24 protein-coding genes and 1 pseudogene are annotated in these 24,265 nt (G+C 65.2%); 13 read left to right on the forward strand and 12 right to left on the reverse strand.

From position 1 onward, the window contains the following. Position 1: 1 nt before the first annotated feature. From OEJ36_RS12670 to OEJ36_RS12685, 4 genes are all read left to right on the forward strand, one after another. Positions 2-1,486 (forward strand): hypothetical protein, encoded by a 1,485-nt coding sequence (locus tag OEJ36_RS12670; RefSeq protein ID WP_263401772.1) that lies wholly within the window; start codon positions 2-4, stop codon positions 1,484-1,486. Further along, a complete protein-coding gene (locus OEJ36_RS12675) occupies positions 1,487-1,825 on the forward strand; it encodes a DUF2523 family protein (RefSeq protein ID WP_263401773.1) in 339 nt (112 codons plus the stop codon). Positions 1,826-1,840: 15 nt separating this feature from the next. Then, on the forward strand, positions 1,841-3,052 hold the full coding sequence (locus tag OEJ36_RS12680; protein WP_263401774.1) for a zonular occludens toxin domain-containing protein: 1,212 nt from the start codon (positions 1,841-1,843) through the stop codon (positions 3,050-3,052). A gap of 103 nt (positions 3,053-3,155) precedes the next feature. Then, on the forward strand, positions 3,156-3,350 hold the full coding sequence (locus OEJ36_RS12685; protein ID WP_263401775.1) for a hypothetical protein: 195 nt from the start codon (positions 3,156-3,158) through the stop codon (positions 3,348-3,350). A 154-nt stretch (positions 3,351-3,504) separates the two neighbouring features. On the opposite strand, the gene OEJ36_RS12690 is transcribed toward OEJ36_RS12685, so the two are convergent. Next, positions 3,505-4,467: a bifunctional GNAT family N-acetyltransferase/nucleoside diphosphate kinase regulator gene (locus OEJ36_RS12690; RefSeq protein ID WP_263401776.1), complete on the reverse strand. Its 963-nt coding sequence runs from the start codon at positions 4,465-4,467 to the stop codon at positions 3,505-3,507. Between the two features lie 442 nt (positions 4,468-4,909). Between OEJ36_RS12690 and ssuD the strand changes: the two genes are divergently transcribed. Beyond that, entirely contained in the window at positions 4,910-6,040 is a 1,131-nt protein-coding gene (gene ssuD, locus OEJ36_RS12695; RefSeq protein ID WP_263401777.1) for an FMNH2-dependent alkanesulfonate monooxygenase, read from the forward strand. 35 nt (positions 6,041-6,075) lie between these two features. Here ssuD and OEJ36_RS12700 read toward each other — a convergent pair whose 3' ends face one another. Beyond that, positions 6,076-6,996, reverse strand: coding sequence for a LysR family transcriptional regulator (locus OEJ36_RS12700; RefSeq protein WP_263401778.1), 921 nt, complete (start codon positions 6,994-6,996; stop codon positions 6,076-6,078). Positions 6,997-7,129: 133 nt separating this feature from the next. Between OEJ36_RS12700 and OEJ36_RS12705 the strand changes: the two genes are divergently transcribed. Next, positions 7,130-7,336, forward strand: a complete 207-nt coding sequence (locus tag OEJ36_RS12705) for a tautomerase family protein (protein ID WP_263401779.1) — start codon at positions 7,130-7,132, stop codon at positions 7,334-7,336. Positions 7,337-7,398: 62 nt separating this feature from the next. Here the strand turns inward: OEJ36_RS12705 and OEJ36_RS12710 are convergent. Both OEJ36_RS12710 and OEJ36_RS12720 read right to left on the reverse strand, forming a co-directional pair. Then, positions 7,399-8,639: pseudogene (locus OEJ36_RS12710) on the reverse strand (cytochrome c biogenesis protein DipZ). Between the two features lie 33 nt (positions 8,640-8,672). Next, complete coding sequence (locus tag OEJ36_RS12720; RefSeq protein ID WP_263401782.1) at positions 8,673-8,939, reverse strand: DUF2790 domain-containing protein; 267 nt, start codon at positions 8,937-8,939, stop codon at positions 8,673-8,675. A 201-nt stretch (positions 8,940-9,140) separates the two neighbouring features. Here OEJ36_RS12720 and OEJ36_RS12725 point away from each other — a divergent pair, with 201 nt between their 5' ends. The 3 genes from OEJ36_RS12725 (at position 9,141) to OEJ36_RS12735 (ending at position 11,807) form a co-directional block, all read left to right on the forward strand. Continuing rightward, complete coding sequence (locus OEJ36_RS12725; RefSeq protein ID WP_263401783.1) at positions 9,141-9,881, forward strand: response regulator; 741 nt, start codon at positions 9,141-9,143, stop codon at positions 9,879-9,881. Next, entirely contained in the window at positions 9,878-11,188 is a 1,311-nt protein-coding gene (locus tag OEJ36_RS12730; RefSeq protein WP_263401784.1) for an ATP-binding protein, read from the forward strand. The genes OEJ36_RS12725 and OEJ36_RS12730 overlap by 4 nt, the downstream gene beginning before the upstream one ends. A 121-nt stretch (positions 11,189-11,309) precedes the next feature. Then, positions 11,310-11,807, forward strand: coding sequence for a DoxX family protein (locus OEJ36_RS12735; protein ID WP_263401785.1), 498 nt, complete (start codon positions 11,310-11,312; stop codon positions 11,805-11,807). A 164-nt stretch (positions 11,808-11,971) separates the two neighbouring features. Here the strand turns inward: OEJ36_RS12735 and OEJ36_RS12740 are convergent, their stop codons facing one another. The 4 genes from OEJ36_RS12740 to OEJ36_RS12755 all read right to left on the reverse strand — a co-directional run bounded on the left by OEJ36_RS12740 (position 11,972) and on the right by OEJ36_RS12755 (position 15,233). Next, a complete protein-coding gene (locus OEJ36_RS12740; protein WP_263401786.1) occupies positions 11,972-12,721 on the reverse strand; it encodes a DUF2063 domain-containing protein in 750 nt (249 codons plus the stop codon). Further along, on the reverse strand, positions 12,714-13,559 hold the full coding sequence (locus OEJ36_RS12745; protein WP_263401787.1) for a DUF692 domain-containing protein: 846 nt from the start codon (positions 13,557-13,559) through the stop codon (positions 12,714-12,716). The genes OEJ36_RS12740 and OEJ36_RS12745 overlap by 8 nt, the downstream gene beginning before the upstream one ends. A 72-nt stretch (positions 13,560-13,631) precedes the next feature. Further along, a complete protein-coding gene (locus OEJ36_RS12750; protein WP_263401788.1) occupies positions 13,632-14,141 on the reverse strand; it encodes a hypothetical protein in 510 nt (169 codons plus the stop codon). A 210-nt stretch (positions 14,142-14,351) separates the two neighbouring features. Further along, positions 14,352-15,233 carry a LysR substrate-binding domain-containing protein gene (locus OEJ36_RS12755; RefSeq protein WP_263401789.1) on the reverse strand — a complete coding sequence of 294 codons (882 nt, stop codon included), beginning with the start codon at positions 15,231-15,233 and terminating at the stop codon, positions 14,352-14,354. Positions 15,234-15,323: 90 nt separating this feature from the next. Here OEJ36_RS12755 and OEJ36_RS12760 point away from each other — a divergent pair, with 90 nt between their 5' ends. Continuing rightward, on the forward strand, positions 15,324-16,367 hold the full coding sequence (locus OEJ36_RS12760) for an NAD(P)H-dependent flavin oxidoreductase (RefSeq protein WP_263401790.1): 1,044 nt from the start codon (positions 15,324-15,326) through the stop codon (positions 16,365-16,367). A gap of 242 nt (positions 16,368-16,609) precedes the next feature. Here the strand turns inward: OEJ36_RS12760 and OEJ36_RS12765 are convergent, their stop codons facing one another. Continuing rightward, complete coding sequence (locus tag OEJ36_RS12765) at positions 16,610-17,341, reverse strand: SDR family NAD(P)-dependent oxidoreductase (protein WP_263401791.1); 732 nt, start codon at positions 17,339-17,341, stop codon at positions 16,610-16,612. A gap of 256 nt (positions 17,342-17,597) precedes the next feature. Between OEJ36_RS12765 and OEJ36_RS12770 the strand changes: the two genes are divergently transcribed. Next, on the forward strand, positions 17,598-18,494 hold the full coding sequence (locus tag OEJ36_RS12770; RefSeq protein ID WP_263401792.1) for a TauD/TfdA dioxygenase family protein: 897 nt from the start codon (positions 17,598-17,600) through the stop codon (positions 18,492-18,494). 42 nt (positions 18,495-18,536) lie between these two features. Here the strand turns inward: OEJ36_RS12770 and OEJ36_RS12775 are convergent, their stop codons facing one another. Next, a complete protein-coding gene (locus OEJ36_RS12775) occupies positions 18,537-19,367 on the reverse strand; it encodes a cache domain-containing protein (protein ID WP_263401793.1) in 831 nt (276 codons plus the stop codon). Between the two features lie 493 nt (positions 19,368-19,860). Here OEJ36_RS12775 and OEJ36_RS12780 point away from each other — a divergent pair, with 493 nt between their 5' ends. Continuing rightward, entirely contained in the window at positions 19,861-20,484 is a 624-nt protein-coding gene (locus OEJ36_RS12780) for a LuxR C-terminal-related transcriptional regulator (RefSeq protein WP_263401794.1), read from the forward strand. Between the two features lie 403 nt (positions 20,485-20,887). Here the strand turns inward: OEJ36_RS12780 and OEJ36_RS12785 are convergent, their stop codons facing one another. Further along, positions 20,888-22,528, reverse strand: a complete 1,641-nt coding sequence (locus tag OEJ36_RS12785) for a hybrid sensor histidine kinase/response regulator (protein ID WP_263401795.1) — start codon at positions 22,526-22,528, stop codon at positions 20,888-20,890. Positions 22,529-22,744: 216 nt separating this feature from the next. Between OEJ36_RS12785 and OEJ36_RS12790 the strand changes: the two genes are divergently transcribed. Continuing rightward, a complete protein-coding gene (locus OEJ36_RS12790) occupies positions 22,745-23,296 on the forward strand; it encodes a hypothetical protein (RefSeq protein WP_263401796.1) in 552 nt (183 codons plus the stop codon). Positions 23,297-23,380: 84 nt separating this feature from the next. Here OEJ36_RS12790 and OEJ36_RS12795 read toward each other — a convergent pair whose 3' ends face one another. Then, positions 23,381-24,244, reverse strand: coding sequence for an acid phosphatase (locus OEJ36_RS12795; protein ID WP_263401797.1), 864 nt, complete (start codon positions 24,242-24,244; stop codon positions 23,381-23,383). Positions 24,245-24,265 lie beyond the last annotated feature (21 nt).

Below are 24,265 nucleotides of genomic sequence, written 5' to 3' on the forward strand. Positions count from 1 at the left end.
TATGGCTCGTAATAGCGGCATTCGGCGGCTTGGTTTGCGGTGGGGTTTCGGCATTTGCATTCTATGTGCGTCAGTAACTGCGTTCGGCGCAACTCGCCAGAATGTAACCATCCCTAATAACACCGATATCACCGCACCTGGGCGAGCTGTTGCAACTAAGGGCTCCGGTGTTGTTCATGTCGCCGCCCAGGAAGGCGAATACATTGCGGCCAGCAACTTAAACAAGCGCGTTCCCGTAAAGGTCCTGAAGACCGTTGATTACTCGATTCCCAGGACGATAAATCAGGCAAAAGGTATTCTTAAAGGCAATCTCGCTAACTTGGTTGTGGGCGGTCTTATTGCGGGTGGTGTTGCTGCTGTTGGCTGGGTCATGGATGAGGGGACTAAGACTGTTAAAAAGCCAGTGCCTGAAACCATGTATGAGCCAATAACCAATACTGGTTGGTGTATGGGTACGTATTCATCTTGCCAATCCCCAACTGGGACCGCTGACACTCGGGCGGCAACTGCGACGGGCTCTGCTGCGCTGGTTTTAAAAGACTTCCAGAGTTTTCAAGATCATCCGACTTGGCATAACGGCGCTCATTACGAAATTATTTCTTGTGAGCCTAACTATTGCCAAATGGCGCTTGTAGGCGGGCAGGGTGGTTATTGGACTTTCAGTGTTCACAAATACGGTAATTGCGATTCCTGGGAGTCCGGACCAGGTGGTGGCTGCCCATCTAAAGACCCGCAATATGTTCCTGTAACTGATGCCGATCTTGACTCAACGTTTACGGACTATGCGAACGGGCAGGGCGCTGACTGGCTTAAGGGTCTTATTCGTGAGTCTTGCGCGGGATCAAGCAACCCTGAAGGCTGCATGCAGTCATTGCGCGATAACGTCACGACCTCTGGTCCTGCAACCGTATCCGGTGGCACTACTACCACCACAGGAACATACCTAAAGCCTGACGGAACATACGGTTCGACTCGAACTGATATAACGACCAATTACAATATCAAGTATGGCCCGACCTATTTCGACTACACGGAGAATAAGACGTCTACGTCCTACAAGGATGGTGAGAAAACGTCAGAAGAAACCACCACTGATGATGAGGAAGTCACGGATGACAAGCCTGCTGAGGAAGAAGACAAGGAAGTCGCCGATCCGTGCCTTTCCGGCTGTGATGGCCCGGCTTATCAGGATATGTATTCGCCTAGCGATAAGACCAAGGAAGATGAGATAGATAGTTACTCCAGTCGAGTAAAGAACATTCCCATTATGAAGGCTGTTGTCGGCTTGTTCGATGTTGACGCCGGTTCCTCAGCATGTCCGGTATGGGAAACGCACACTGAGGCGCAAATATGGGGCCATATGTTCCAAATTGACTTGGTGTTCGACTATCACTGTCTCCCCTGGTTTGTTGATCTACGCATGTTTGTACAGGCAATCGTCATGATTGGGTTTGCGTATGTCGCTATTCGTATAGGACTCCTATAAATGATTGCCACTATTAAGAGTTGGTTGTCTGCTTTAATTGCCTGGGTGGGCCGCATTTTTGAATGGCTCAAAGGTCTCTTTGCAGACTTTATGGAGTTTGTAATTGATCTCCCTACGAAGATATTCGGCGGAATCCTTGACGGCATCATTTACATACTGTCTCTAATTCCCGTACCTGATTTCTTGCAGCAGGGCCTCTTGCAGACACTGTTTAGTTCTTTGGGCTCTGATGTCCTCTACTTCGTCGACTTCTTTGGTATCGATAAGGGGCTTGGCGTGATAGGTGCCGCTATTGTTTTTAACCTCACTCGCAAAGCGTTGACGCTTGGCCAGTGGTAAGGGGAGGGTAGTGCAATGATATTCGGTCACGAAGGCCTGCCGCGTTCTGGCAAATCCCTGGAAGCTATGCAGCATGTTGTAGATGCACTTCGGCATGGTCGCCATATTGTCACCAACGTGCACGGCATTAATAAGCGAGCTATTGCCGACTACACGGGTATTCCAGTGCATTCCATTGAATTGCTTATTACGTGCCTGGAAGCACCAGAAGGTCTCGACGAAGACGAGCAGCTTGCTTGGTACAAAAAGGCGTTCTGGAACCACAGGATCAATGACAGCCTGTGGATATGGGACGAGATAAACCAGTTCTTCCCGCCGGACCGCCAGCCGCTCACCGCCGATTGGGCCAAGTTTGTCACTGAGCACGGGCACCTTGGTATTGACGTGCTTATCATGGGTCAGGATTTAACCGAGCTTCATAAGACGTGGCGTAACCGCCTTCAGCGTTATACGCGGTTTACCAAGATGGATATGATGGGAAAGGAAGACCATTACCACTGGGCGACACTTACGAACGTCTCTCGTGGCCGATTTAAGCAAACCGCCCAGGGCAAGAAGCCTTATAACAAGGACTTCTTTGGGTTCTATAAGAGCCACCGCGATGAGACTACGAACAAGGGTAACTATAAGGATGGGCGATTCGCCGTATTTCAGGCCAAACATAAGTTTTGGGCTGTAGTATTTGGCATTGCCCTGGTGGTCGCTCTTTGGAATATCTGGACGTTCTGGAACCCGCCAGCACCGACCAAGCCAAAGGTCGAGTCGGCTGCTACGGCGAAGCCGGTTGGGCCTGTTGATCAGCAGGTCTCAAACGCATCGCCTCCGCCAGCTGCTGCCGTGTCGAAGTCGTCGGCCCCGACTGATATCGCCGCCGACCACATCAAGGCGCCTGAGCCAATCGACTACCTCGACCAGTTCGCTATCAAGTACCAGCTCCGGCTATCGGCGATCATGGACCGTAAGGAGGCCGAGGAGGGCAAGGCCGCTTTCGAGTTCGTCATCGACTTCCTTGACCCTGCGTATAGGGTCAAAGAACGCATGTCGCGCCGCGACGTTGTTAGCCTTGGGTGGCGTGTCGAGCGGTTCGATTACGGCCTTCTAATCAGCAAGGACGACCGATCCTATGTCGTCAGGCCCTGGCCCCTGGACAACTTCGGCAAGGCCCCTCAGCGCGAAATCAACGCCCTGAAGCCCGCTGGGGTCACGTCTGCGCTTGCGCAGCCGTGACCCAGCTGGCGAAGCCGTCTTCCTTCTCGCTGATCTCCTTGCCCCTTGGCCTTGGCCAGCTCCTGACGCTAGGCTGTTCGGCCTTCGCCCTGGAGTACTTCGAATGGATTCGCGTTCTGCTGCAAATGACCCCCTGGCTGCGCCTGCCGGCTCTTCTGATGCCATTTGGCAGGTCCGCATTGCTAGGGCCGTTGAGCGTGAGGGCAAGCGCGCGTTTCGCTATGGGCTTTTCGTTGGCATCGCAATCGGCGTTCTGCCTGGCCTGGTCAAAATCGCATTTCACCTGGTGAATTCCTGATGGTCTGGCTCAGGCGTTCGTTACTGTGGTTACTCATAATGTAGATTATGTTAAATCGCATATTGAGGTGTTAGGCCGATGAACTCATCAGCCCTCCCTGATTCGTCAAATCGGTGATTTCCCGTCCTTGGGATCTTCGCCAGTTGGCCGAACGCTAGAGATGGAAATCGCCTGCCGCTTCCGGCTGGTACAGCACCTTCCTGATTTCGATCCGGCGCGTCCGATCAGCCACTCGCCAATCGATGGCATCGCCCTCCTGGTAACCGAGGATGGCGGCACCGATGTCGGAACACACGGAATGCTTCCCGGCGCTGGCGTTCGCGTCTTCGGGATACACCAGGGCCACTTCGATCTCTTCGTCGTCAAGTAGCAGCAACGCCCTGGAGTTCATCGTCACGACATTGCGTGCCACCTGCTGCGGAGTGACGACAATCGCGCGCTCAATCTCATGCTCGAGTTCCACGACGGCCGGGCCTTGCTCGAGCACGATCAGGCTTTCGAGCCTGGCCTTGTCGATTTCGGTGATGTGGATCCCCGTCGCGTCGCCAAGGGCACCTTCGCGCAGCAGCTGCAGGTAGCGCCCAGCCGTCATGGCGAATGACTTCAATGCCGGCGTTTCGCTCTCCAGCTGGAAGCCGCTGCGCAGAAAAGCGTTCAACGACCGCGTGTTGTCCGGGTGGATCTTGGCGATGAGCTTCTGGGCTCGCATGTCCAGGAAGGCCAGCTTCATGCCCTCGCGGATCGTACGGGCGCCAAGGTTCCGGCCCCATTCGCCGCGGTTGCCGATGGCCAGGACCATCTCGCAATCCGCACCGGTCTTGATGAGACGGACGAAGCCCACTGGGGTGTCGTGCCTGTCAAAGGCCATGAAGAAGCGGCCGTCACTGTTGAACAGATGAGTCAGGATCGGCGCTCGAGTCCGCTCGATGGCGTGCTCGATGGAGCGTGAGACATCACGGGAATCGCTCAGGTAACGGGTGACGCGCTCATCTTCCAACCAGTCCATCAACGTCAGTGCATGTGCCCGAGTGATTTCCGGGCACAGCGAAATGAAAGGCTTGTTCATCTTCACCACAGCTATTCGTAAAGGATGAAAGCCCTTCATGGCTTCGGCCATGACGGTTCTTTCGGCGGCCCGCGACTTTACGGGAATGCCGAATGACTTGCGCGCCCCTGTTTCGACATTAAGCGCTTCCCGACAGGTGGCCGCGGCACGCACACCGGCCCTAAGCGCCCGAAGAGTGAGACCGCCCCGCCCTGCCCTTTACGGCTTGCTCAGAGCAGGTCGCCACAACCTCAGCAACACGATCAATCAATTGCCAGCCGTCCCGGCCCGCCAATCTTTCCGGCACATGATTATTCCCGAAAAGTATTTATAGCCGGAACATAAGAGCGAATAGGATATAAGCCGATCCGACGGGCAGCGCCTTTTCTGCGCCTCTTCCCCAAGGACTGCTCCACAGAGACTTGCCCAAGCAAGCGCCTTCCCGCCCTGCGTTGCACACCCATTCATGCGCCCTGCCCCCTGCGGGACGCTGGCTTGCAACGAGGATTGATCCATGAGCTTCGACGTTTTCTGGTTTTTGCCGACTTCCGGCGACACCCGTTTCCTGGGCCGCTCCGAGAGCGGTCGTCCGGCCACCAACGCCTACATGCGGCAGATCGCCGTGGCGGCGGACCAGCTCGGCTACGACGGCGTGCTGATCCCCACCGGTGCCAGCTGCCTCGACCCCTGGATCACCGCCGCCAGCCTGGCGCCCGTCACCCAGCGCATCAAATTGCTGGTGGCCCTGCGCACCACGCTCGGCAACCCCACCGCCACCGCACGCCAGGCCGCCAGCCTCGACCAGGCCAGCGGCGGGCGTCTGCTGCTCAACGTGGTACCGGGTGGCGATGCCACCGAGCTGGCCGCCGATGGCGTGTTCCTCGACCACGACGAGCGCTATGCCGCCTCGGACGAGTTCCTCACCATCTGGCGCCGCCTGCTGCAGGGCGAGACCGTGGATTTCGACGGCGAGCACCACAAGGTCCAGGGCGCGCAGAACTTCTTCCCGCCGCTGCAACAGCCCTACCCGCCGCTCTACTTCGGCGGCTCCTCCGAGGCCGCCCACGAGCTGGCCGCCAAGCATGTGGACGCCTACCTGAGCTGGGGTGAGCCGCCGGCCGCCGTGGCGGAGAAGATCGCCGACGTGCGTGCCCGCGCGGCCAAACATGGCCGCACCGTGCGCTTCGGCGTGCGCCTGCACGTGATCGTGCGGGAAACCACCGAAGCGGCCTGGGCTGCGGCGGACGAACTCATCAGCCATCTGGACGACGCCACCATCGCCGCCGCCCAGGCCAACTACGCGCGCATGGATTCCGAAGGGCAACGGCGCATGGCTGCCTTGCACCAGGGCCGTCGCGATCGCCTGGAAGTGGCGCCCAACCTCTGGGCCGGCGTCGGCCTGGTGCGCGGTGGTGCCGGTACCGCCCTGGTGGGCGACCCGCAGACCGTCGCCGCGCGCCTGCAGGAATATGCCGACCTGGGCATCGACAGCTTCGTGCTCTCCGGCTACCCGCACCTGGAAGAGGCCTACCGCTTCGCCGAGCTGGTGTTCCCGCTGCTGCCCGGCAAGGGCAAGGTCACCACGGCGGGCAATTTCACCGGGGGTGCCTTCGACATCCGCGCCGACAAGGGTGAGGCCGCCTAGAAACGCCGCTCCGGGCCCAGCTCATGGGTCCGGTTTCAGACGTTCCACTCGCGCTTGCAGGCCATCAGGAATTCGATGAAGGCACGCAGGCGCAACGGCATGTGCCGGCCCTGCGGGTACAGCAGGGTGAAAGGCCGCGAGCGCCCACCGAACGCTGGCAACACCTCCACCAGCGAACCCTCCGCCAGCTCCCGTTCGACGATGAACCGGTAGGTCTGGAACAGCCCCGCACCGTGCTTGGCCAGGGTCACGCCGCCGAGCACATCGTCCGAGCAGCAGTAATTGCTCCTCAGCAGCAGCTCCCGCTCCTGGCCGTTGTCATTGAACAGCCAGGGGATGCGGCGGCCATTGCTGGGCAGCTCGAACTGGATGCAGTCGTGCGCGTCCAGCGCCTCCAGGGATTGCGGCGCCGGAACCCGGGCCAGGTAATCCGGGCTGGCCACCACCACCAGGGCGGCGTCTTCGAGGTGCCGGGCGATCAGCGTCGAGTCCGGCAGCGCGCGCACGCGGATCGCCAGGTCATAGCCCTCGCCGACGAAATCGATATTGCGGTTGCTCAGGTGGATGTCGACCTTCACCCCCGGGCAGCGCTCGCGGAAGCGTGACAGCACCGGCAGGATGCGGTGGTGCCCATAGGTGGTGGGAATGCTGATGCGCAGCTCGCCGGTCGGCTCCAGCTGGCGGCCCATCACATCGCGCTCGGCCTCGATCAGCTGGGTCAGCGCCTGGCGGCATTGCTCGAAGTAGCCACGCCCGCTTTCCGTGAGGCGGATGCTGCGCGTGGTGCGCTGGAACAGCCGTGTGCCCAGGCGCTCCTCCAGGCGGGAGATGGAACGGCTGACCGCTGCCGGCGTAACGCCGGCCACCAGCGCGGCTGCCGTGAAACTACCCTCCTCTGCGGCGAGGCAGAACAGCTCGATGCTGCCCAGCTGGATGTCTTCGAAATGGCGCTTCACGATTGATTACACCGGGTATCAACTGAAGTTTCCGATCCTACATTTATCCAGCGAAACGGAACAAATACAGTTCCATCACCCCGCCGAACGCCACGGGCTTCGGCGCCATCCGCCCCCTCCAGAGGAACTCCAGATGCCATTCGTCAGCGTCCGCATTACCCGTGACGGTGTAACCCGGGAACAGAAGGCCCAGGTCATCGCCGAGATCACCGAAACCCTGCAGCGGGTCCTGGGCAAGGACCCCCACCTCACCCATATCGTCATCGAGGAAGTCGACACCGATAACTGGGGCTACGCCGGCATCACCACCACCGAGTACCGCAAGAACCCGCCCGGCTGAAGCCGACCCGCACCACAAGGAAAAGGGAGGCCATGGCCTCCCTTTTTCATGCCCACGCCTGTTCAGCGTTGCGCCGCGTCCGCATCCCGCTCCTTCAGCAGCATCTGGATCGCGGCCTCCTGCTCCGCATACCGTCCCTCCCCCGCATGCACCAGGCGGATGCGCCCCTTGGCATCGATGAAGTAGTGCGCCGGCCAGTACTGGTTATCGAAGGCGCGCCACACGCGGTACTGGTTGTCGGTGGCCACCGGGTGCCGGATGCCCAGGCGCTCGATGGCCTGGCGCACATTCGCCTCGACCCGCTCGAAGGGGTACTCCGGCGTGTGCACGCCGATCACCACCAGGCCTTGGTCGGCGTAGCGCTGCGCCCACTGGTTCACATAGGGCAGGCTGTGGCGGCAGTTGATGCAGTCGTAGGTCCAGAAATCCACCAGCACCACCTTGCCGCGCAGCGTCTGCATGTCCAGCGCCGGGCTGTTCAGCCACTGGCTGGCCCCGGCGAGAGACGGCGCCGGGCCCAGGTCCGGCAAGGCCATGCCCGTATCGGCCTGGGCGCTGCCGACCAGCCGCGCCAACAGCTTCGGCACACCGTCGAGTACCCGGTTTTCCAGGCTGGAAGCCAGCCCCGCAGGGCCCGCACCGGCCAGTTGCAGTGAGGCGCCGCTGGCGATGCCCACCACCGCCAGCAAGGCCGCCACGCCGGTGCCGCGGCGCAGCCATTCCACCAGGCGCAGGGACGGCCGCAGGCGCTGCAGCAAACCACGGCCGAGGAAGATCACCGCCGCCAGGGCCACGGCACTGCCCAGCCCATAGCTGAACAGCAACAGGCTGGCCGATGCATTGGGGCCGTCGAGCATCGCCCCTGAGAGGATCAGTCCCAGGATCGGCCCGGCGCAGGGCGCCCACAGCAAGCCCGTCGCGCAGCCCAGCAGCCAGGCCGAGAGCGCCGCCGGCAGGCGTCGGGCGCCGCCGGCAGGCGTCGGGCGCCGCCATGCAGCTGGTTCGCCAGCCACAGCCAGGGCCGGGAAAGCCAGGTGCCCAGGCGGTTGGAGAGCAACGCCAGTGCCGATACGGCGAGCACCGCCAGGGCCAGCCAGCGGCCCCAGACGCTGGCCTCGATCGCCCAGTTGGCGGAAACCGCCGCCAGGCTCGCCAGCGCCGCGAAGCCCGTGGCCAGGCCGAGCAAGGTCAGCAATGGCGACCAGGCCGAGCCGCCGGTCCGCGACAGCAGCAAGGGAAGAACCGGAAGGATGCAGGGGCTGAAAATGGTCAGCACCCCGCCGAGAAAGGCAATGAGCAGCATGGTCACCTCGGGTGCAGGCGGATGGGCCCTGGGTCAGTTGCTGTCCTGGCACGCCGTGGCGTGCTTCAGGTAGGCGAGGCTGCGCTGATGGCCCTGGGAGTCCAGGTAATCCATGCGCGCTTCAACCACCTGGCACAGCACGGTCGGCGCTTCGTGCAGCGCCAGGACCTTCTGCACATCCAGCTGCATGCCGTAGTGGTACTGCTCGACGGGGATGGATTCCGCGGCCTGCAGGCCAAGGCTGGCCAGCGGCAGGACCAGAGACAGGGCGAAGGCGGCGGTGCGGGCGATTGATTTCATGACGTACTCCTGGAGATGAAAGCCGGCTCGGTTGCCGGGCCTTCATTGCACGTCCAGGGGGTATCGCCACTGTGTCGGGAGCGTCGCCGATTTGCCGCGCCAGGTAACAAAGGGGCTCTGTATACACTGCAATACAAAGGGCAGCGGGCAAGCGGTCGCGACGTCGATACACTAGCGCCATCACCCTCCGAGGAGCGCTTCATGGACCACATCGACCACATCCTGGTCGTCGACGACGACCGGGAAATCCGCGAGCTGGTCGGCAACTACCTGAAGAAGAACGGCCTGCGCGTGAGCCTCGCCGCCGATGGCCGGCAGATGCGCAGCTTCCTCGACGGCAACGCGGTGGACCTCATCGTGCTCGACATCATGATGCCCGGCGAAGACGGCCTGAAGCTTTGCCGCGAGCTGCGCGTGGGCAAGCACAAAGCCACGCCGGTGCTGATGCTCACCGCCCGCAGCGAAGAGACCGACCGCATCATCGGCCTGGAAATGGGCGCCGACGACTACCTGAGCAAGCCCTTCTCCGCCCGCGAGCTGCTGGCCCGGATCAACTCGGTGCTGCGCCGCACCCGCATGCTGCCGCCGAACCTGCAGATCAGCGAAAGCAGCCGCCTGATCGGCTTCGGCCAATGGCGCCTGGACACCAGCGCGCGCCACCTGCTCGACGCCGAAGACACCATGATCGCCCTGAGCGGCGCCGAGTACCGCCTGTTGCGGGTGTTCCTCGACCACCCGCAACGGGTGCTCAGCCGCGAGCAACTGCTCAACCTCACCCAGGGCCGCGAGGCCGACATCTTCGACCGCTCCATCGACCTGCTGGTCAGCCGCCTGCGCCAACGCCTGCAGGACGACGCCCGCGAGCCGGCCTATATAAAGACGGTGCGCAGCGAGGGCTATGTCTTCTCCCTGCCGGTGCAACTGATCGAGCCGCTGTCATGAGCACCCTCCTCCACTGGCCGCGCACCCTGGCCGCGCGGCTGATGCTGATCTTCCTCAGCGGCCTGGTGCTCGCCTACGGCATGTCCTTCAGCTCGCAGTTCTACGAGCGCTACCAGACCGGCCGCAGCATGATGCTCAACAACCTGGAAATGGACGTGAGCACGGTGGTCGCCCTGATCGACCGCCTGCCGGCCCAGGAGCGTGCTGCCTGGCTGCCGCTGCTGGAGCGGCCGAACTACCGCTACCGCCTGGACCAGGGCCTGCCGGGCACGCCCATGGACATGGCCGCGGCGCCCATGGCCGTGGCCTCCATCGAGCGCGCCCTGGGCAAGGACTACGCCCTGAGCTTCGTCACCATCGAAGGCTCCACGCCGCATTTCCAGGTGCACATTCCGCTACGCGACGGCCACCCGCTGACGCTGGACGTGACGCCCGCGCCCATTCCCATGGCCAACTGGCTGCCACTGATGCTCACCCTGCAACTGGCGGTGCTGCTGTTCTGCACCTGGCTGGCGGTGCGCACGGCCATCCGCCCGCTGACCCGCCTGGCCGGCGCCGTCGACCAGCTCGACCCGGACACGCCCGCCCCGCCCCTGGCGGAGAGCGGCCCCCGCGAAGTGGCCCACGCCGCCCGTGCCTTCAACGCCCTGCAGGGGCGCATCGCCGCCTACCTCAAGGAGCGCATGCAGTTGCTGGCCTCCATCTCCCATGACCTGCAAACCCCCATCACCCGCATGAAGCTGCGCGTGGAGCAGATGGACGACACGCCCGAACGCGAACGCCTGTGGAGCGACCTCGACGAGATGCAGCACCTGGTGCGCGAGGGCGTGGCCTACGCCCGCAGCATGGACGGCAGCCGCGAAGCCATCTGCCGCGTGGGCCTGGACGCCTTCCTCGACAGCCTGGTGCTGGACTACCAGGACAGCGGCCAGGCGGTGAGCCTCGAAGGCCGCACCGGCGCCCTGCTGGAAACCCGCCCCCATGCACTGCGCCGGGTGCTGAGCAACCTCATCGACAACGCCCTCAAGTTCGGCGGCAGCGCCGAACTCCAGGTGCACAGGAGCGCCGAAGGCCGCGTGCGCCTGCAGGTGCTGGACGAGGGCCCGGGCATCGACGAGGCGGAGCTGGAGCAGGTCTTCAAGCCCTTCTACCGGGTGGAAGGCTCACGCAACCGCGACACCGGCGGCACCGGCCTCGGCCTGGCCATCGCCCAGCAACTGAGCCAGGCCCTGGGCGCCCGGCTGACCCTGCGCAACCGTGAAAGCGGCGGCCTGTGCGCGCAACTGGAGCTGGATGTAACAGGCTGAGGCGCAGATACAACGGGATACAGAGCGCGCGGGTGCGGACACATCCGGGACAAACCCGCCGGCGAGCATAGCCTCACCGCAACGGCATTCCGCCCCGCGCCCGATCCCGAGGAACCACCCCATGCGCCCACTGGCACTCTCCCCCTTCAAGCACGCCTTCCAGCACATCGACCGCCTGGGCAGTTGGGGCGCGGACATCCCCCTGCGCCTGTTCCTGGCCTGGGAATTCTTCGAATCCGGCCTGGAGAAATGGAACGGCGACAACTGGTTCGAGCAGATCAACAGCGCCTTTCCCTTCCCCTTCGACCTGATCCCCGCCGGGCTCAACTGGCAGCTCTCCATGTGGGCCGAGCTGATCGCCCCGGTGCTCCTGCTGCTGGGCCTCGGCACCCGCTTCGCCGCCTTCTCGCTGATGGTGCTGACCGTCGTCGCCATCGCTGCCGTGCACTGGCCGGCGCACTGGTCGAGCCTCTCCGAACTCGCCCTGGGCTACTCCATCAGCGACAAGGGCTTCGGCAACTACAAGCTGCCGCTGATCTACCTGGTCGCCGCCCTGCCCCTGCTCCTCAACGGCGCCGGCCGCCTCAGCCTCGACGCCCTGCTGCGCCGCAAGGCCTGATCCCCGCCCAGCAAAAAGCCCGTGCATCCAGTGATGCGCGGGCTTTCTTATTTAGCGTTACGTAACGTCAATAGTTATTCGTTACGTAACGGTAATTTCCTATCAGGAGCCTGTAGGTCGGGTGAAACCCGACGCTCCTCGCCCTTCGCGAGCAGAGCTCGCTCCTACCGCTGTAAGCGGGTGCCGATCACCACGCCCTGCTTCCGCAGGCTTTCCAACAGCGCCAAGCCCTGGGGCAGGAGCGTTTCCACGTCCACACCAATGGCCTCGGCCAGCAGCTGCACGTGCTGCAAACCGCTGCATTCACGCGCCTGCAGGGAGGCCAGCAAGGCATGGGCCAGCGGTGCCAGACGCGAGAAGTGCACCTGCTGGTCGGCGCCGCGGCGGGCCAGCAACAGCGTTGGCTGCTCCAGCTCGTGCGTTGGCAGGCAGCCGGGGGCGATCTCGCTCACCGGCCAGGCATAGGCCAGCGGCCAGGCCAGGGCCGAGAGCAGCGGCACGCCGTCGCGCAGGTCGCCCGCCGGGTCATGTTCGGGCTCCTGCAGATCACTCAGCAGCAAGGCGCTTTCCACCCACTCGTAGTGGGCCAGCTCCGCCAGCCAGGGCAGGCCCAGGCCATCGCCACCGACCGCCTCGAGAAAGGCGACGAACTCCCCTGCCAGCTCGGTGAACAGCGGCGTGCGGCACGGGTGCCCGGCATAGAAGGCCCGGACCAGGCCCGGCCATTGGGTGTCGCCAAGGCTCGCGCGCAGCACCGGGAAACCGCCCGCCAGCAGCCCCTCGACATTGCCGAAGAACAGCTGCCGGTAGACCGCCAGGCGCCGCGCCTCGATGCCGGGCGGCGGCGCAAAGCGCTGGGGGTCGCGCACATGGTGGGCCAGGCTCAGCAACTGGGCGTGCAGGGAGTCAGCCATGGCGCACCTCCGGCCAGTGGCTGGCGGCGTGCTGCCGCGAGCGGATCTGTTCCACCTCGGCCAGCAGCTCGCCCAGGGGCGGGAAGTTGAAGTCCCGCTCCAGCAGGGTCGGCAGCGGGCCGAAGCGCTGGTAGGCCTGCTCCAGCAGGCCCCAGACATCGGCTTTCACCGTTGCGCCGTGGGTGTCGATCTTCAGGTCCGGCGCCTCGTCGTAATGCCCGGCCACATGCAGGCTGGCCACCCGCCCGGCGGGGATCGCCGCCAGGTAGGCCTGGGCGTCGTAGCCGTGGTTGATGGCGTTGACGTAGAGGTTGTTGACGTCCAGCAGCAGGTCGCAATCGGCCTCTTCCAGCACCGCCCGGAGGAAGTCGATCTCGCTCAGTGCCTGGTAGGGCGCAGCGTAGTAGGAGATGTTCTCCACGGCGATGCGCCGGCCGAGGATGTCCTGCGCCTGGCGGATGCGCGCCGCCACGTGGTGCACCGCCTCCTCGGTGAACGGCAGCGGCAGCAGGTCGTAGAGCTGCGCCTCGTCGGAACAGTAGCTCAGGTGCTCGCTGAACAGGGCCACCCCGTGAGTATCGAGAAAGCGCCGGGTCTGCCGCAGCAACTCCAGGTCCAGCGGCGCCGGCCCGCCGAGGGACAGCGACAGGCCGTGGCAGCTCAGCGGGAAGCGCTCGGCGAGGCGCGCCAGGCCATCGCCGAAGCGGCCGCCGACGCCTATCCAGTTGTCCGGCGCGCATTCGAGAAAATCCACGGCGCTGGCGTCCATCGCCAGCAGTTCGGGCAGCAGGGCACGGCGCAGACCAAGGCCGGCGCCGTACGGGGAAGCAGTGCTCATGTCAGGTCTCCAGAAAGCAGAAACCCTCCCGGCCGGGGGCACAGGGAGGGTCGTCGGGGCGTGGGTGTCGACTCAGTCCTTCGCCTGGCTCATGTGGGTGAACAGCTCGGCGGGCACTTCCTTGCCATTGGCGCGGTACTGCTCGCTGCGGAATTTGTAGACCTCGGCTTCCGAGAGGAAGCCGTCACCGTTGGCGTCGATCGCCTTGAACTCCTTGGCGCCCTTCGGTGCCACCGCCAGCAGCTCGGCGAGGGAGACGCGACCGTCGTGGTCGGTGTCGGTACGGGTGAAGGAGGCGTCGCCGCACTTGCCCTCGCCACATTTGCCTTCACCGCACTTGCCTTCGCCCTGGGTCGCCTTGGCGCTGGCACCGCTGGCACCGCTGGCACCGCTGGCACCGCTGGAGCCGCACTTGCCCTCCCCGCACTTGCCTTCGGCGGCCTTGTCGGCGGCGGCCAACTGGTAGCCCTGGGGCAGCGCCTCGACGGCGAAGGCAGCGGACGAGGCCATGTTCAGGCCACCGGCCAGGGCCACGGCGAGCAGGCCGATGCGGGATTTGTTCGCGAGCGGGTTGTGGGACATGGTGCTTCTCCGGATACAGGGCGCGGGCGGTGCCGCGCGGGTCGTGCCACTGGGGGCGTTGGAACCCTCGAACCGCAGGCCGTTGCTGCATCAGTTCGGGGTTGGGGCTATTTCGCCCTGGCCCTGTATCCGTGGCGTATCCGTGAAGGGGAGCATTTGTAAGCCAGTCCTGGGACCGGCGCGGCGAGATACACAGCGATACACAGTGCGCTAGCCGGCGAGCGCCTCGCGCAGGCGCTGGAAGGCCGCCGTGGCGTAACCCTCGCGCCAGACCAGCAGCGTATCCACCGGCATCACCGCCAACGAGGTGACCGCCGGGCTCTCCCGGTACAGCGCGAGCACCGAGCGCGGCACGATACCGGCGCTGTCCCCCGCGCTGACGCAGGCGAGGATGGCGTGGTAGGAACCCACCTCGCGCACCTGCAGCGGCGTGCCGTCGGTGCGCTGCCCGGCCAGCCAGCGCTCGGCGAGCAGGCGGTAGGTGCAGCCCCGGGCGAAGCAGGCCAGCGTGCCAACGCGGATGTCCCCCGGCGAGGCCGCTGGCGGGTGGTCCGGCGGCAGCACCATTACCAGTTCCTCATGGAACACCGGGCTGGCGCACAGGCCGCGCTCCAGCGCCTGGCCGTCGAGATCCTGGCTGCGCAAGGCATCGGGGTGGGCCACCAGGGCGCAATCGAGGCGGCTGGACAGCACCCCCTCGATCAGCGCCTGGCTGGTGCCGGTGGACACCTCCAGGGACACCGCCGGGCACGCGCGGTGATAACGCGCCAGGACCGCCGGCAAGCGGCTGGCCGAGGTGCTCTCCATGCTGCCCAGGCGCAACGTGCCGCTGGCCACGTCCGAGTGCATGGATTGCCGCGCCTCCGCCGCCAGGGCCAGCAGGCGTTCGGCATAGGCGAGGAATTCACGGCCCTTGTCGGTCAGCGCCATGCGCTTGCCGTCCCGTTGGAACAGCGGCACGCCCAGCTCATCCTCCAGTTGCTGGATGCGCGTGGTGACGTTCGATTGCACCCGCTGCAGCTGCTGGGCGGCACGGGTCACGCTCTGCTCGGCGGCGACGGCACGGAAGATCTCGAGGCTGGTCAGGTCCACTTTCAATCTCTTACAGAGAACAAGTTGATCTGAATATTCTCATTATGAGATTTTACGTCAAGCCAACTATCGACCGAGAGGCCTGCCGAAATGTTGTTCACCGAACTGCTGGGGATCGACATCCCCCTTATCCAGGCGCCCATGGTGGGTGTTTCCACGCCGAAGCTGGCCGCTGCCGTGTCCAATGCCGGCGCCCTGGGCTCCATCGGCATCGGCGCCAGCACGCCCGACCAGGCGCGGACGATGATCCGTGACACCCGCGCGCTCACCGCCAAGCCGTTCAACGTCAACCTCTTCTGCCATCAGCCCGCCCAGGCCGACCCGGCGCGCGAGCAGGCCTGGCTCGAGCACCTGCGCCCGCTGTTCGCCGAATTCGACGCCGAGCCGCCGGCCACCCTGCGCGAGATCTACCGCAGCTTCCTCGATGACCCGGCCATGCTCCAGGTGCTGCTGGAAGAGGCCCCGGCGGTGGTCAGCTTCCACTTCGGCCTGCCGCAGCAAGGCTGGATCGACCAGTTGAAGGCACGGGGCATCCGCCTGCTCGCCACCGCCACCAACCTGGCCGAGGCGCGGCTGATCGAAGCGGCCGGCATCGACGCCATCGTCGCCCAGGGCGTGGAGGCCGGCGGCCATCGCGGCGTGTTCGAGCCCGAGCAGGATGCGCTGATCGGCACCTTCGCCCTCACCCGCACCCTGGCCAGCCAGACCCGCCTGCCGGTGATCGCCGCCGGCGGCATCATGGACGGCGCCAGCATCCGCGCTGCCCTGCAGCTGGGTGCGAGCGGCGCGCAACTGGGCACCGCCTTCATCCTCTGCCCGGAATCCGCCGCCAACACCGCCTACCGCGAAGCAATGAAGAGCCCTCGGGTCGAGCGCACCGCCCTCACCGCCGCCATTTCCGGTCGCGCCGCCCGGGGCCTGCCGAACCGGCTGTTCAGCGATGTCGGCCACCCCCAGGCCCCCGCCCTGCCCGACTACCCCATCACCTACGACGCCGCCAAGGCGCTGCACGCCGCCGCCTCGGCCAAGGGTTGCGACGACTACGCCGTGCAATGGGCCGGCCAGGGCGCGCCCCTGGCCCGTGCACTGCCCGCCGCCGAACTGGTAGCCGCCCTCGCCCGCGAACTCTCGTGATGTAGCCCGGGCTTCAGCCCGGGACGCTCGAACAAAGGGAGGTCCAGCGCCTCCCTTTTTCTTGGGTTCCACGCCTGGGATTCGTAGGAGTAGCGCTGTGCCGTAGATTGGCGCCGAGCGCGGCTCGGCTCTGCTGCGTTGGGCTTCGTACCTCAACCCAACCTACGCCCGTGCCTGGGACATACATGAACGCAAAAACAAAAGGGAGGCGCGATGCCTCCCTTTCTCATGTCACCTCCCGCTCACCAGGTTCCGCTGCTCATCCCACCGTCCACCGCCAACACCACCCCGGTGGTGAAGCCGGCCCCGGCGAGGTACAGCACCGCAGCGGCGATTTCCTCCACCGTGCCGATCCGCCCCGACGGCGCCAGGCCGTTGAGGAAGGCGCGGTTGGCCGGGTCGTGCATCGGCGTCTCGATGATGCCGGGCGCCACCGCATTGACCTGGATGTTGTGCGGCGACAGCTCCAGGGCCAGGGCGCGCGTCATCTGGTTGATGCCGCCCTTGATCAGCACCGGCAGCGCCGCAGGCACCTGGATGTTGGGCTGCAGGGCCACGGCGGCGGAGATGTTGATGATGCGTCCGCCACCCTGGGCGGCCATGTGCGCGGCCGCCACCTGGCTGCTGTAGACCACGCCCTTGAGGTTGGTGTCCAGCAGGCCTTCCAGTTCTTCCGGGCTGTAGTCGACGAAGGCCTTGGCCAGGAAGAAGCCGGCATTGTTGACCAGCACCTCGACGCTGCCGAACGCCTCCAGTGCCGCCGCGAATACCCGGCGCGCGGTGGCCGGGTCGGCCACGTCACCGGCCACGCCGATGAAGCCCTGCGGATGGCCCAGGCTGGCGGCGGCTTCATGCAGGCGCTCAGCGGAGCGCGCGGTGCCGACCACGTTGTAGCCCTGGTCGAGGAAGGCACGGGCCAGGCCCAGGCCGATGCCGCTGGATGCGCCGGTGATGACGACGGTTTGCTTGCTCATGTTCGGTTCCTCACAAATGGCGGGTGTCGTGGCAGCGGTCGATGACGCGTTGCCGTTGCAGCGCACTGTATTTGTGAGTGAGAGGCCGAAAAATCAGCTGCCGATCACTTCAGTTGATACCGCAGGTAATGAATCCCCGGTGATCACACTCGGCCCATGGTCCACACGACCGGATTTTGGCCGGACTCGCCGTGGCGAGGAACGCTCGCCTTGGCCATGCTGAGCGAGCCCATGACAACGATAAGAGGTGGCCGCCGTGTTCGAGTTCTACCATGCCCATCCCAGCGTCAACCGTGCCCTGCAGACCCGCCGGTTCCAGACCGTTCCCGCCACCGGCGCCCTGGGCGCCGATGTCACCGGGGTCGACCTGAAACAGCTCGATGAGGACGGCTTCGCCGAACTGCGCCAGGCGCTGCTGCACCACAAGGTGCTGTTCATCCGTGACCAGCAGCTGGAGGTCGAGGACCTGGAACGGGTGACCCTGGCCTTCGGCGAGTTCGGCCGCGAGCCCTATGTGAAGTGCATGCCCGACCACCCGAACGTGGTCCACGTGGTCAAGGAAGCCGACGAGAAGACCCCGGTGGTCTTCGGCGGCGCCTGGCATACCGACTGGTCGTTCCAGGAGAAGCCGCCGGCCTTCACCCTGCTCTACGGCAAGGACATCCCGCCCTTCGGCGGCGACACCTTCTTCGCCAACCTGGCGCTGGCCCATGACTGGCTGTCGCCGCCCCTGCAGGCCTTCCTCCAGGGGCTGGATGCCATCCACAGCCCCGAGCGCGCCTATGGCGTCGGCTCCGCGCACAACAAGCTGCTGGAGAACATGGACATCCGCTTCGGCGAAGCCACCGACGGCGAGGTGCGCCGCCATCCGCTGATCACCCGCCACCCGGAAACCGGGCAGCGGGTGCTCTTCGTCAACCCGGCCTACACCAGTGGCATCGAAGGGCTGCGGCCCTCGGAGGCAACGGCCCTGCTGACCCACCTGTTCAGCGTCGCCGCCCAGCCGACCTTCACCTGCCGCATGCGCTGGAGCCCCGGCACCCTGGCCATCTGGGACAACCGCAGCACCTGGCACCTGCCCATTTCCGACTACCACGGCATGCGCCGCGAGATGTACCGCACCACGGTGGTCGGCGAGGCCCCCAGCCGCTAGCCCCGCAGCGGGGCTGCCCGCCGGCCGCCCCCTGCGCGCCCCTCAGTCGCTGTAGTAACCGGTCACCACCAGGTAATGGCCGACCTTGCGCAGCAGCGCGTGCTTGTACTCCACCTTGCCGGTCACCGGGTTCTTCCAGCGGTACTCGTAGTCGCCCTTGTCGGCCTTGGTCATCAGCTCGAGGATCGGCGCGCCCACCGGCTTGCCTTCGGGGTCGTCGATGGTGGAGAAGTCCACGCCCACCAGGCGCAGGTTGTAGCCGTGGGCGACGTAACGGCGGTCCTGCAGGTCGATCACGAAGAGGTACAGGTCGTCCTCACGGAAGTCGGGCGACAGCGCGTTGATCGCCTTGATGCTGCCTGCCGCGTCGGCTTCCATCGCCTTCACCGCGCGGGCCATGAACTGATGGGCCTGCTCGGGCGTGGCCCGGGGCAGGTAGTGGCCGACGGCGATGATGCGTTCACCGACCCGGCGGAAATACACCTCCTTGCGCTCCACATGGCCGTCGCGCCAGTTCTTCCAGCGGTATTCGGCGGTCTGCACGCCCTGCTGCTCGGTGGTGGCCAGCACCTTCTGGAAGGCGTCGCGCAACTCCGGTTCCAGCACCTGGGACACATCGCGGCCGATCAGCACCGCCGAGGGCCCGCCGCTGGCCAGCATCACGCCGTGGGTGTCCACCACGAACACGTAGCGGTCCTCCTCGATGAACTCGCCCTGGCGGCTGAAGACGGCCAGCGCCGCATCACCGTGCGCCTGGTAATAGTCGACGGCGCGGTCCAGCAGCGCCCGGGCCTTGAGTGCATCCTGCGCCGGGTCGGCATGGGCCAGGCAGGCGAACAACAGGCCGAAGGCCAGGGCAATGCGTCGGATCATGGGTACTGCTCCTTGCGCCCGCAGGGGCGATGGCGGCGACCACCTGGCCGCAATGAATGATGGATGTACGCCTATGCATTCTTGCCCACTCCACGGATATCGCCAGAGCAGAGAGGCACCTGCGACTCGAGCTGGCTATGCCCTTCCCCAGCCAAGGAGGTACGCGCGGCAACCTGATGGACAGCGCGCCAGCCGGGCGTATCGAGGCCTACCGTCAGCGCACCGCTACGCTCTTCGGGCGCCTGGTGTGTGGCGGTGGAGGTGACAGTTGCGAGCGTTGAAGGGCTGAAAAGCACTCTTTCGAGGGACATTGCCGATGGTCGATGCGGCGATCTGTTCGATGGCGTGACCGGCGATTTGTCTCTACCCTGACACACTTTCAGGGAAGAACCACGGGCTGCAGGACGCAGGCAGTCGATTATCCGAAGCACGCGGGGCCAGGTCGACATGCCGTCGAGGGCTTGCTGCTTCCCAAGAACAAGACAAGAAACGGATGTCCAAAGAAAACAGTTCCGAACGCATCATCGTTGCCGACGATCACCCCGTATTCCGTGATGGTCTGCGGCGTATCGTCCAGCGTGTACTGCCCACCGTGCAGGTGGAGGAAGCCGGCAGCATGGAGGAAGTGCTCGCCTTGGCCAACGAGGGCGCCGCGCCCAGCATGTTCATCCTCGACCTGCTATTCCCCGGCCAGTCCGTCGAGGCCATCGGCGCACTGCGCCAGGCCTTCAAGCGCAGCTCCATCGTCATCGTCTCCATGGTCGACAGCCAGAAGGCCGTCGATGAAGTCATGGCCGCCGGCGCCGACGGTTTCATCGGCAAGGCCATCGCCCCCGACGAGGTCGGCGAGGCGCTGCTGGCCATCCGCGAGGGGGATTTCGTGGTGCGCTTCGGCGAAACCGGCCTGCTCGCCCACGACGCCGAACTGCCCCAGCTCACCCCGCGTCAGCAGGACGTGCTGCGGCTGATCGCCAACGGCATGTCGAACAAGGAAATCGCCCGCGAGCTGGATATCTCGCCCTTCACCGTGCGCATCCACGTCTCCTCGCTGCTGCGCACCCTCGGCGTCAACACCCGCGCCGCCGCCGCAGCCAAGGCCGCCAAGGCGGGGATCTAACCCCCAGGTAGCCCGGGCTTCAGCCCGGGAGCAGCGAAGGCCCTCTCTGTAGGAGCGGCTTCAGCCGCGAAAGACCTGCCGCAGGCACCTGGCTATGGGTGGGCGGATATTCCATCGCGAATGAATTCGCTCCCACGGGGCGGGCATGCGTATGAGCTGCAAGGTCGCTTGGTGGATGAAAAAAGCGTCATCCACACACCGGTTAACACCCTGGTTCGGGTTGAGCACGGTGCCGTAGGTTGGCGCCGAGCGCAGCGAGGCCCAACACAACGATGTTCGGCCCCGCTTCAGGCTCTCCCTGTGGGAGCGGCTTCAGCCGCGAAAGACCTTCCGCAGGCATGTGGCTGCGAGGGGCCGGATGCTCCATCGCGAATAAATTCGCTCCCACGAATGGTGCAGTGCCTCAACCCGCCGCAGCCTGCTCCGGCATGCCCAGCTTCAACGCCATCAACACCGAGCGCAGCTCGGCCGGGTGGATGGGCTTGGAGAGGATGGGGATGTCCGGGTCGGCCACCGATTCCTGCACCCGGCGCACTTCGTGGCCGGTGATGACCACCGCCGGCACCTTCCAGCCGCTGCGGGCGCGGACCTGGTCGATGCAATCGGCGCCCGACAGCTCGGTGTCCAGGTCGAAGTCGGTGATCACCAGGTCGCATTGCACATCGCCCGGCGGCAGCGAAGGCCGCGCCTCGACGATGCAGCCCCATTTCTCCAGCAGCGTGGCGGTGGCGCGCAGCACGTTGCCGTCGTCCTCGATGAGGATCACCCGCAGGCCATCGAGCATGCGCAGTGGCGCGCGCCGTGCCGGCAGCGGTGCATGGCGCGGCGCCTCGCTGGCGATCAGGCCACCGATGGACACACTGGTGCCTCGCCCCAGGCGCGAGGCGATGCGGATTTCCAGCCCCATCAGCTCGGCCAGGCGCTTGACGATGGCCAGGCCGAGGCCGACGCCTTCGATGTCCTTGTCGCGCACCTGGCGCACCCGGTAGAACTCGTCGAAGACGTTCTCCAGATGCTGCGGTGGAATGCCCCGGCCCTGGTCGTGGACATGGATGACGAAGCGCCCGCCCCGGCGACGGCAGCCGATCAGCAGCGGCTTGCCCGGCGCGTACTTGAGGGCGTTGGAGAGGATGTTCTGCACCATGGTCGCCAGCAGGTGGGGGTCGCTCAGCACATGCAGCCCACGCGCTACCCGCAGGCGGATGCGCACCCCGGCCCAGCGTGCGGCCTCGGCGTTCTGCTGTACCAGGTCCTCCAGCAACTCGGCCAGCGCCACCGGCTGCGCCCGGGGCACCACCTTGCCGCCGTCGAGGCTGTACATGTCGAGGATCGAGCGGAACAGCTGCGACACGCTGTGCAGCGACTTGTCGATGCTGTCCACCAGCTGCCGCTCCTCGTGGCCGAGGTCGGCATCGCGCAGGCAGGCGGTGAACAGGCTGATGCTGTGGATCGGCTGGCGCAGATCATGGCTGGCCTGGGCGAGGAAGCGCGACTTGGCCAGGTTGGCGGCGCTCTCCGCCTCGGTGGCGCGGCGAGTCTGGCCCAGCAGGATGTTCACGTAGGCCGGCACGATGATGGTGGTCACCACCAGCGTCAGCACCACATAGGGCTGTTCCTGCCAATAGGGGTTGAACAAGGTGATCACTCCCAGCGCCGCCAGTGCCAGCAGGGTGGAAACCGCCAGGTAGCGCGAGCCGAAGCGCAGGCCGTTGCCCACCGTCACCCACAGCAGCAGGCCATAGGCCGGCAGCATCGCCGCCCCGCCCACGCCCATGGAGAAGCCGATGCCGGCGTAGTCGTGGACCATGGAGAACAGCCGCCGCGCCGGGTAGTTGCCGGGCCGCCGCACGATGGCCATCAGCAGCACGAAGGACACCACCAGGAACAGCGAGTTGTAGACGAGGATGGGCACTGCCAGCTCCTCGGGCATGCGGCCCATGAGCTGAACAGCCGCGGTGTAGAGCGTTGCAAGGCTGGTGATCACCAGGCGGACCACCGCCTGGGAGCGTTCGGTGTCGATGGCGCTACTGCTGGGAGCGATCATGCGGAGTCCTGTCCGTTCAAGGGGCCCGGTTGACCGGTCCTCGTCCTTTTTTGAGGGTGACACCTTATGCGCCACCCTCCCGGATGATCAAGCACGCCGGCCGCATGCAACCGCCACCCTGACCAATGGCGCCAGGCCACCGTTGATCATTCTTCCCGAACCCTTCCCGCCGTCATGGGCCGTATTCCCTGTAACCCCACTGTTCTGGAGAACCCCATGAGACTGAACACATTGACTGCCTTCCTGCTCAGCGGCTGCCTGGCCGGAGCCTCACTCACCGCCCTGGCCGAAACCGATGGCGGCACCGGCCCCACCGTGCCCGGCCCGAGCACGCCCAGCTCGCCCACCGCGCCTTCCACCGATAGTGGCAGCGGGACCGGCTCCGGCGCCCAGTCACCGGGCAATGGCATCGGCGGCCCGAGCGCACCGGGCGGAACCGGTACAGGAACAGGAACAGGCACAGGGACCGGCGGAGCCGGCAGCGGCACCGGAGGCCAGGGCGGCGCCCCCACCCCGGGCACCGATGGCACCGGAACGGGTACAGGAACCGGCACCGGCACTGGCACCGCGCCAGGCGGCACCGGAACCGGTGGTTCGGGAACGGGCGGCGCAGGCACCGGCTCCGGGACGGGCGGCGCAGGCACGGGTTCCGGCACCGGCGGTGCGGGCACGGGTACCGGCGCGCCTGCCGGCACCGGCGGTACAGGCGGCTCGGGCTCCTCGGGTGGCAGCGGTAGCGCCACCGGCGGCTCCAGCGGCAGCCAGTGATCCCCTCGCAGCAACCACGCCTCCTCGCGTGGTTGCTGCGCCTGCCGAAGCAGGCCCAACCAATTCATGGGCTTCCCCCGCGTTCTAGTCGATGCCCACTGCCAGTGTTCGGGCCTCTGCCGCACAGTCGCGACCGCTGCCCAGACCCTGGGTGCGCACGGTTGCGAGTTCCTTTCGGGCCATGGCGAAATCAGCCTGGAAGGTCGGATCGCTGTGCAGGCGTGCCACTGCGGTAGCACCAACCTCACGCCCCTCACGGATATCGCTGTACCAGTGCACGTTGCACACCATGCGGCTCTCCGAATAGGCCCGGCCACGGGTCCAGATGGCGTCGGCATGTTCCGGAGCCAGTTCGCTCAGCACCAGAGCCCAGGCCCAACCAATCGCGCTATGCCCGGATGGATAGGAACCATCCTTGGCCAGCTTGGGCTCATCCTCCGGGGTGCAGCTGGGCTGCTGGTTCAGCACGAAAGGACGAGTGCGGGTGTAGCGAGTCTTGGCGCTGTAGGTCGCCAGGCCGGCGTCGGCCAAGGTCCGGCGCAGGAGCCTGTACAACGCCGGTGTCTGCTGCTCGCTGATGGGCGCATCCAGGGCACAGGAAAAGGTCCCGGCGGCAGCGGGGAACTTCAGGTCGGCATCGCGGATAGCCAGCTCCCAGCGCGCACTGCCCCGCAAGGCCTGGCTTTTTTCAGCCAACGCCTGGTCCAACAGGAACGCCGGTGTGCCCGCAGCAGGCGGTGGCGGTAGCAGCGCCAGGCTGTTGGGCAGGTCTTCCTTCTGCAGGTAGCCCACCAGGTAACCCGGGCGGAATTCCGGGATCGCTTGCTCCGGGTCGGCTTGCCTGGCTTCGCTCGGGTTGATGAGCGACAGCAACAACAGGCTGGCCAGACCGTTCGATACGTAACGTTGCATAGGGATAGCCTCTTTATATTTATAGGTGCGAGCCATTGCAGTGGCTTCGTTATTGAA

The organism is Pseudomonas sp. PDM13 (assembly GCF_025685765.1).
GTDB classification, from domain to species: Bacteria; Pseudomonadota; Gammaproteobacteria; order Pseudomonadales; family Pseudomonadaceae; genus Metapseudomonas; species Metapseudomonas solani.

Coding starts and splice junctions, on each gene's coding strand:
- OEJ36_RS12735 (WP_263401785.1), top strand. CDS start 11,310: ATGCGCCCACTGGCACTCTCCCCCTTCAAGCACGCCTTCCAGCACATC.
- OEJ36_RS12780 (WP_263401794.1), top strand. CDS start 19,861: ATGTCCAAAGAAAACAGTTCCGAACGCATCATCGTTGCCGACGATCAC.
- OEJ36_RS12760 (WP_263401790.1), top strand. CDS start 15,324: ATGTTGTTCACCGAACTGCTGGGGATCGACATCCCCCTTATCCAGGCG.
- OEJ36_RS12720 (WP_263401782.1), bottom strand. CDS start 8,939: ATGAAATCAATCGCCCGCACCGCCGCCTTCGCCCTGTCTCTGGTCCTG.
- OEJ36_RS12765 (WP_263401791.1), bottom strand. CDS start 17,341: ATGAGCAAGCAAACCGTCGTCATCACCGGCGCATCCAGCGGCATCGGC.
- OEJ36_RS12775 (WP_263401793.1), bottom strand. CDS start 19,367: ATGATCCGACGCATTGCCCTGGCCTTCGGCCTGTTGTTCGCCTGCCTG.
- OEJ36_RS12685 (WP_263401775.1), top strand. CDS start 3,156: ATGGATTCGCGTTCTGCTGCAAATGACCCCCTGGCTGCGCCTGCCGGC.
- OEJ36_RS12795 (WP_263401797.1), bottom strand. CDS start 24,244: ATGGCTCGCACCTATAAATATAAAGAGGCTATCCCTATGCAACGTTAC.
- OEJ36_RS12675 (WP_263401773.1), top strand. CDS start 1,487: ATGATTGCCACTATTAAGAGTTGGTTGTCTGCTTTAATTGCCTGGGTG.
- OEJ36_RS12680 (WP_263401774.1), top strand. CDS start 1,841: ATGATATTCGGTCACGAAGGCCTGCCGCGTTCTGGCAAATCCCTGGAA.
- OEJ36_RS12750 (WP_263401788.1), bottom strand. CDS start 14,141: ATGTCCCACAACCCGCTCGCGAACAAATCCCGCATCGGCCTGCTCGCC.
- OEJ36_RS12785 (WP_263401795.1), bottom strand. CDS start 22,528: ATGATCGCTCCCAGCAGTAGCGCCATCGACACCGAACGCTCCCAGGCG.
- OEJ36_RS12725 (WP_263401783.1), top strand. CDS start 9,141: ATGGACCACATCGACCACATCCTGGTCGTCGACGACGACCGGGAAATC.
- OEJ36_RS12730 (WP_263401784.1), top strand. CDS start 9,878: ATGAGCACCCTCCTCCACTGGCCGCGCACCCTGGCCGCGCGGCTGATG.
- OEJ36_RS12740 (WP_263401786.1), bottom strand. CDS start 12,721: ATGGCTGACTCCCTGCACGCCCAGTTGCTGAGCCTGGCCCACCATGTG.
- OEJ36_RS12705 (WP_263401779.1), top strand. CDS start 7,130: ATGCCATTCGTCAGCGTCCGCATTACCCGTGACGGTGTAACCCGGGAA.
- ssuD (WP_263401777.1), top strand. CDS start 4,910: ATGAGCTTCGACGTTTTCTGGTTTTTGCCGACTTCCGGCGACACCCGT.
- OEJ36_RS12745 (WP_263401787.1), bottom strand. CDS start 13,559: ATGAGCACTGCTTCCCCGTACGGCGCCGGCCTTGGTCTGCGCCGTGCC.
- OEJ36_RS12690 (WP_263401776.1), bottom strand. CDS start 4,467: ATGGCCGAAGCCATGAAGGGCTTTCATCCTTTACGAATAGCTGTGGTG.
- OEJ36_RS12670 (WP_263401772.1), top strand. CDS start 2: ATGGCTCGTAATAGCGGCATTCGGCGGCTTGGTTTGCGGTGGGGTTTC.
- OEJ36_RS12790 (WP_263401796.1), top strand. CDS start 22,745: ATGAGACTGAACACATTGACTGCCTTCCTGCTCAGCGGCTGCCTGGCC.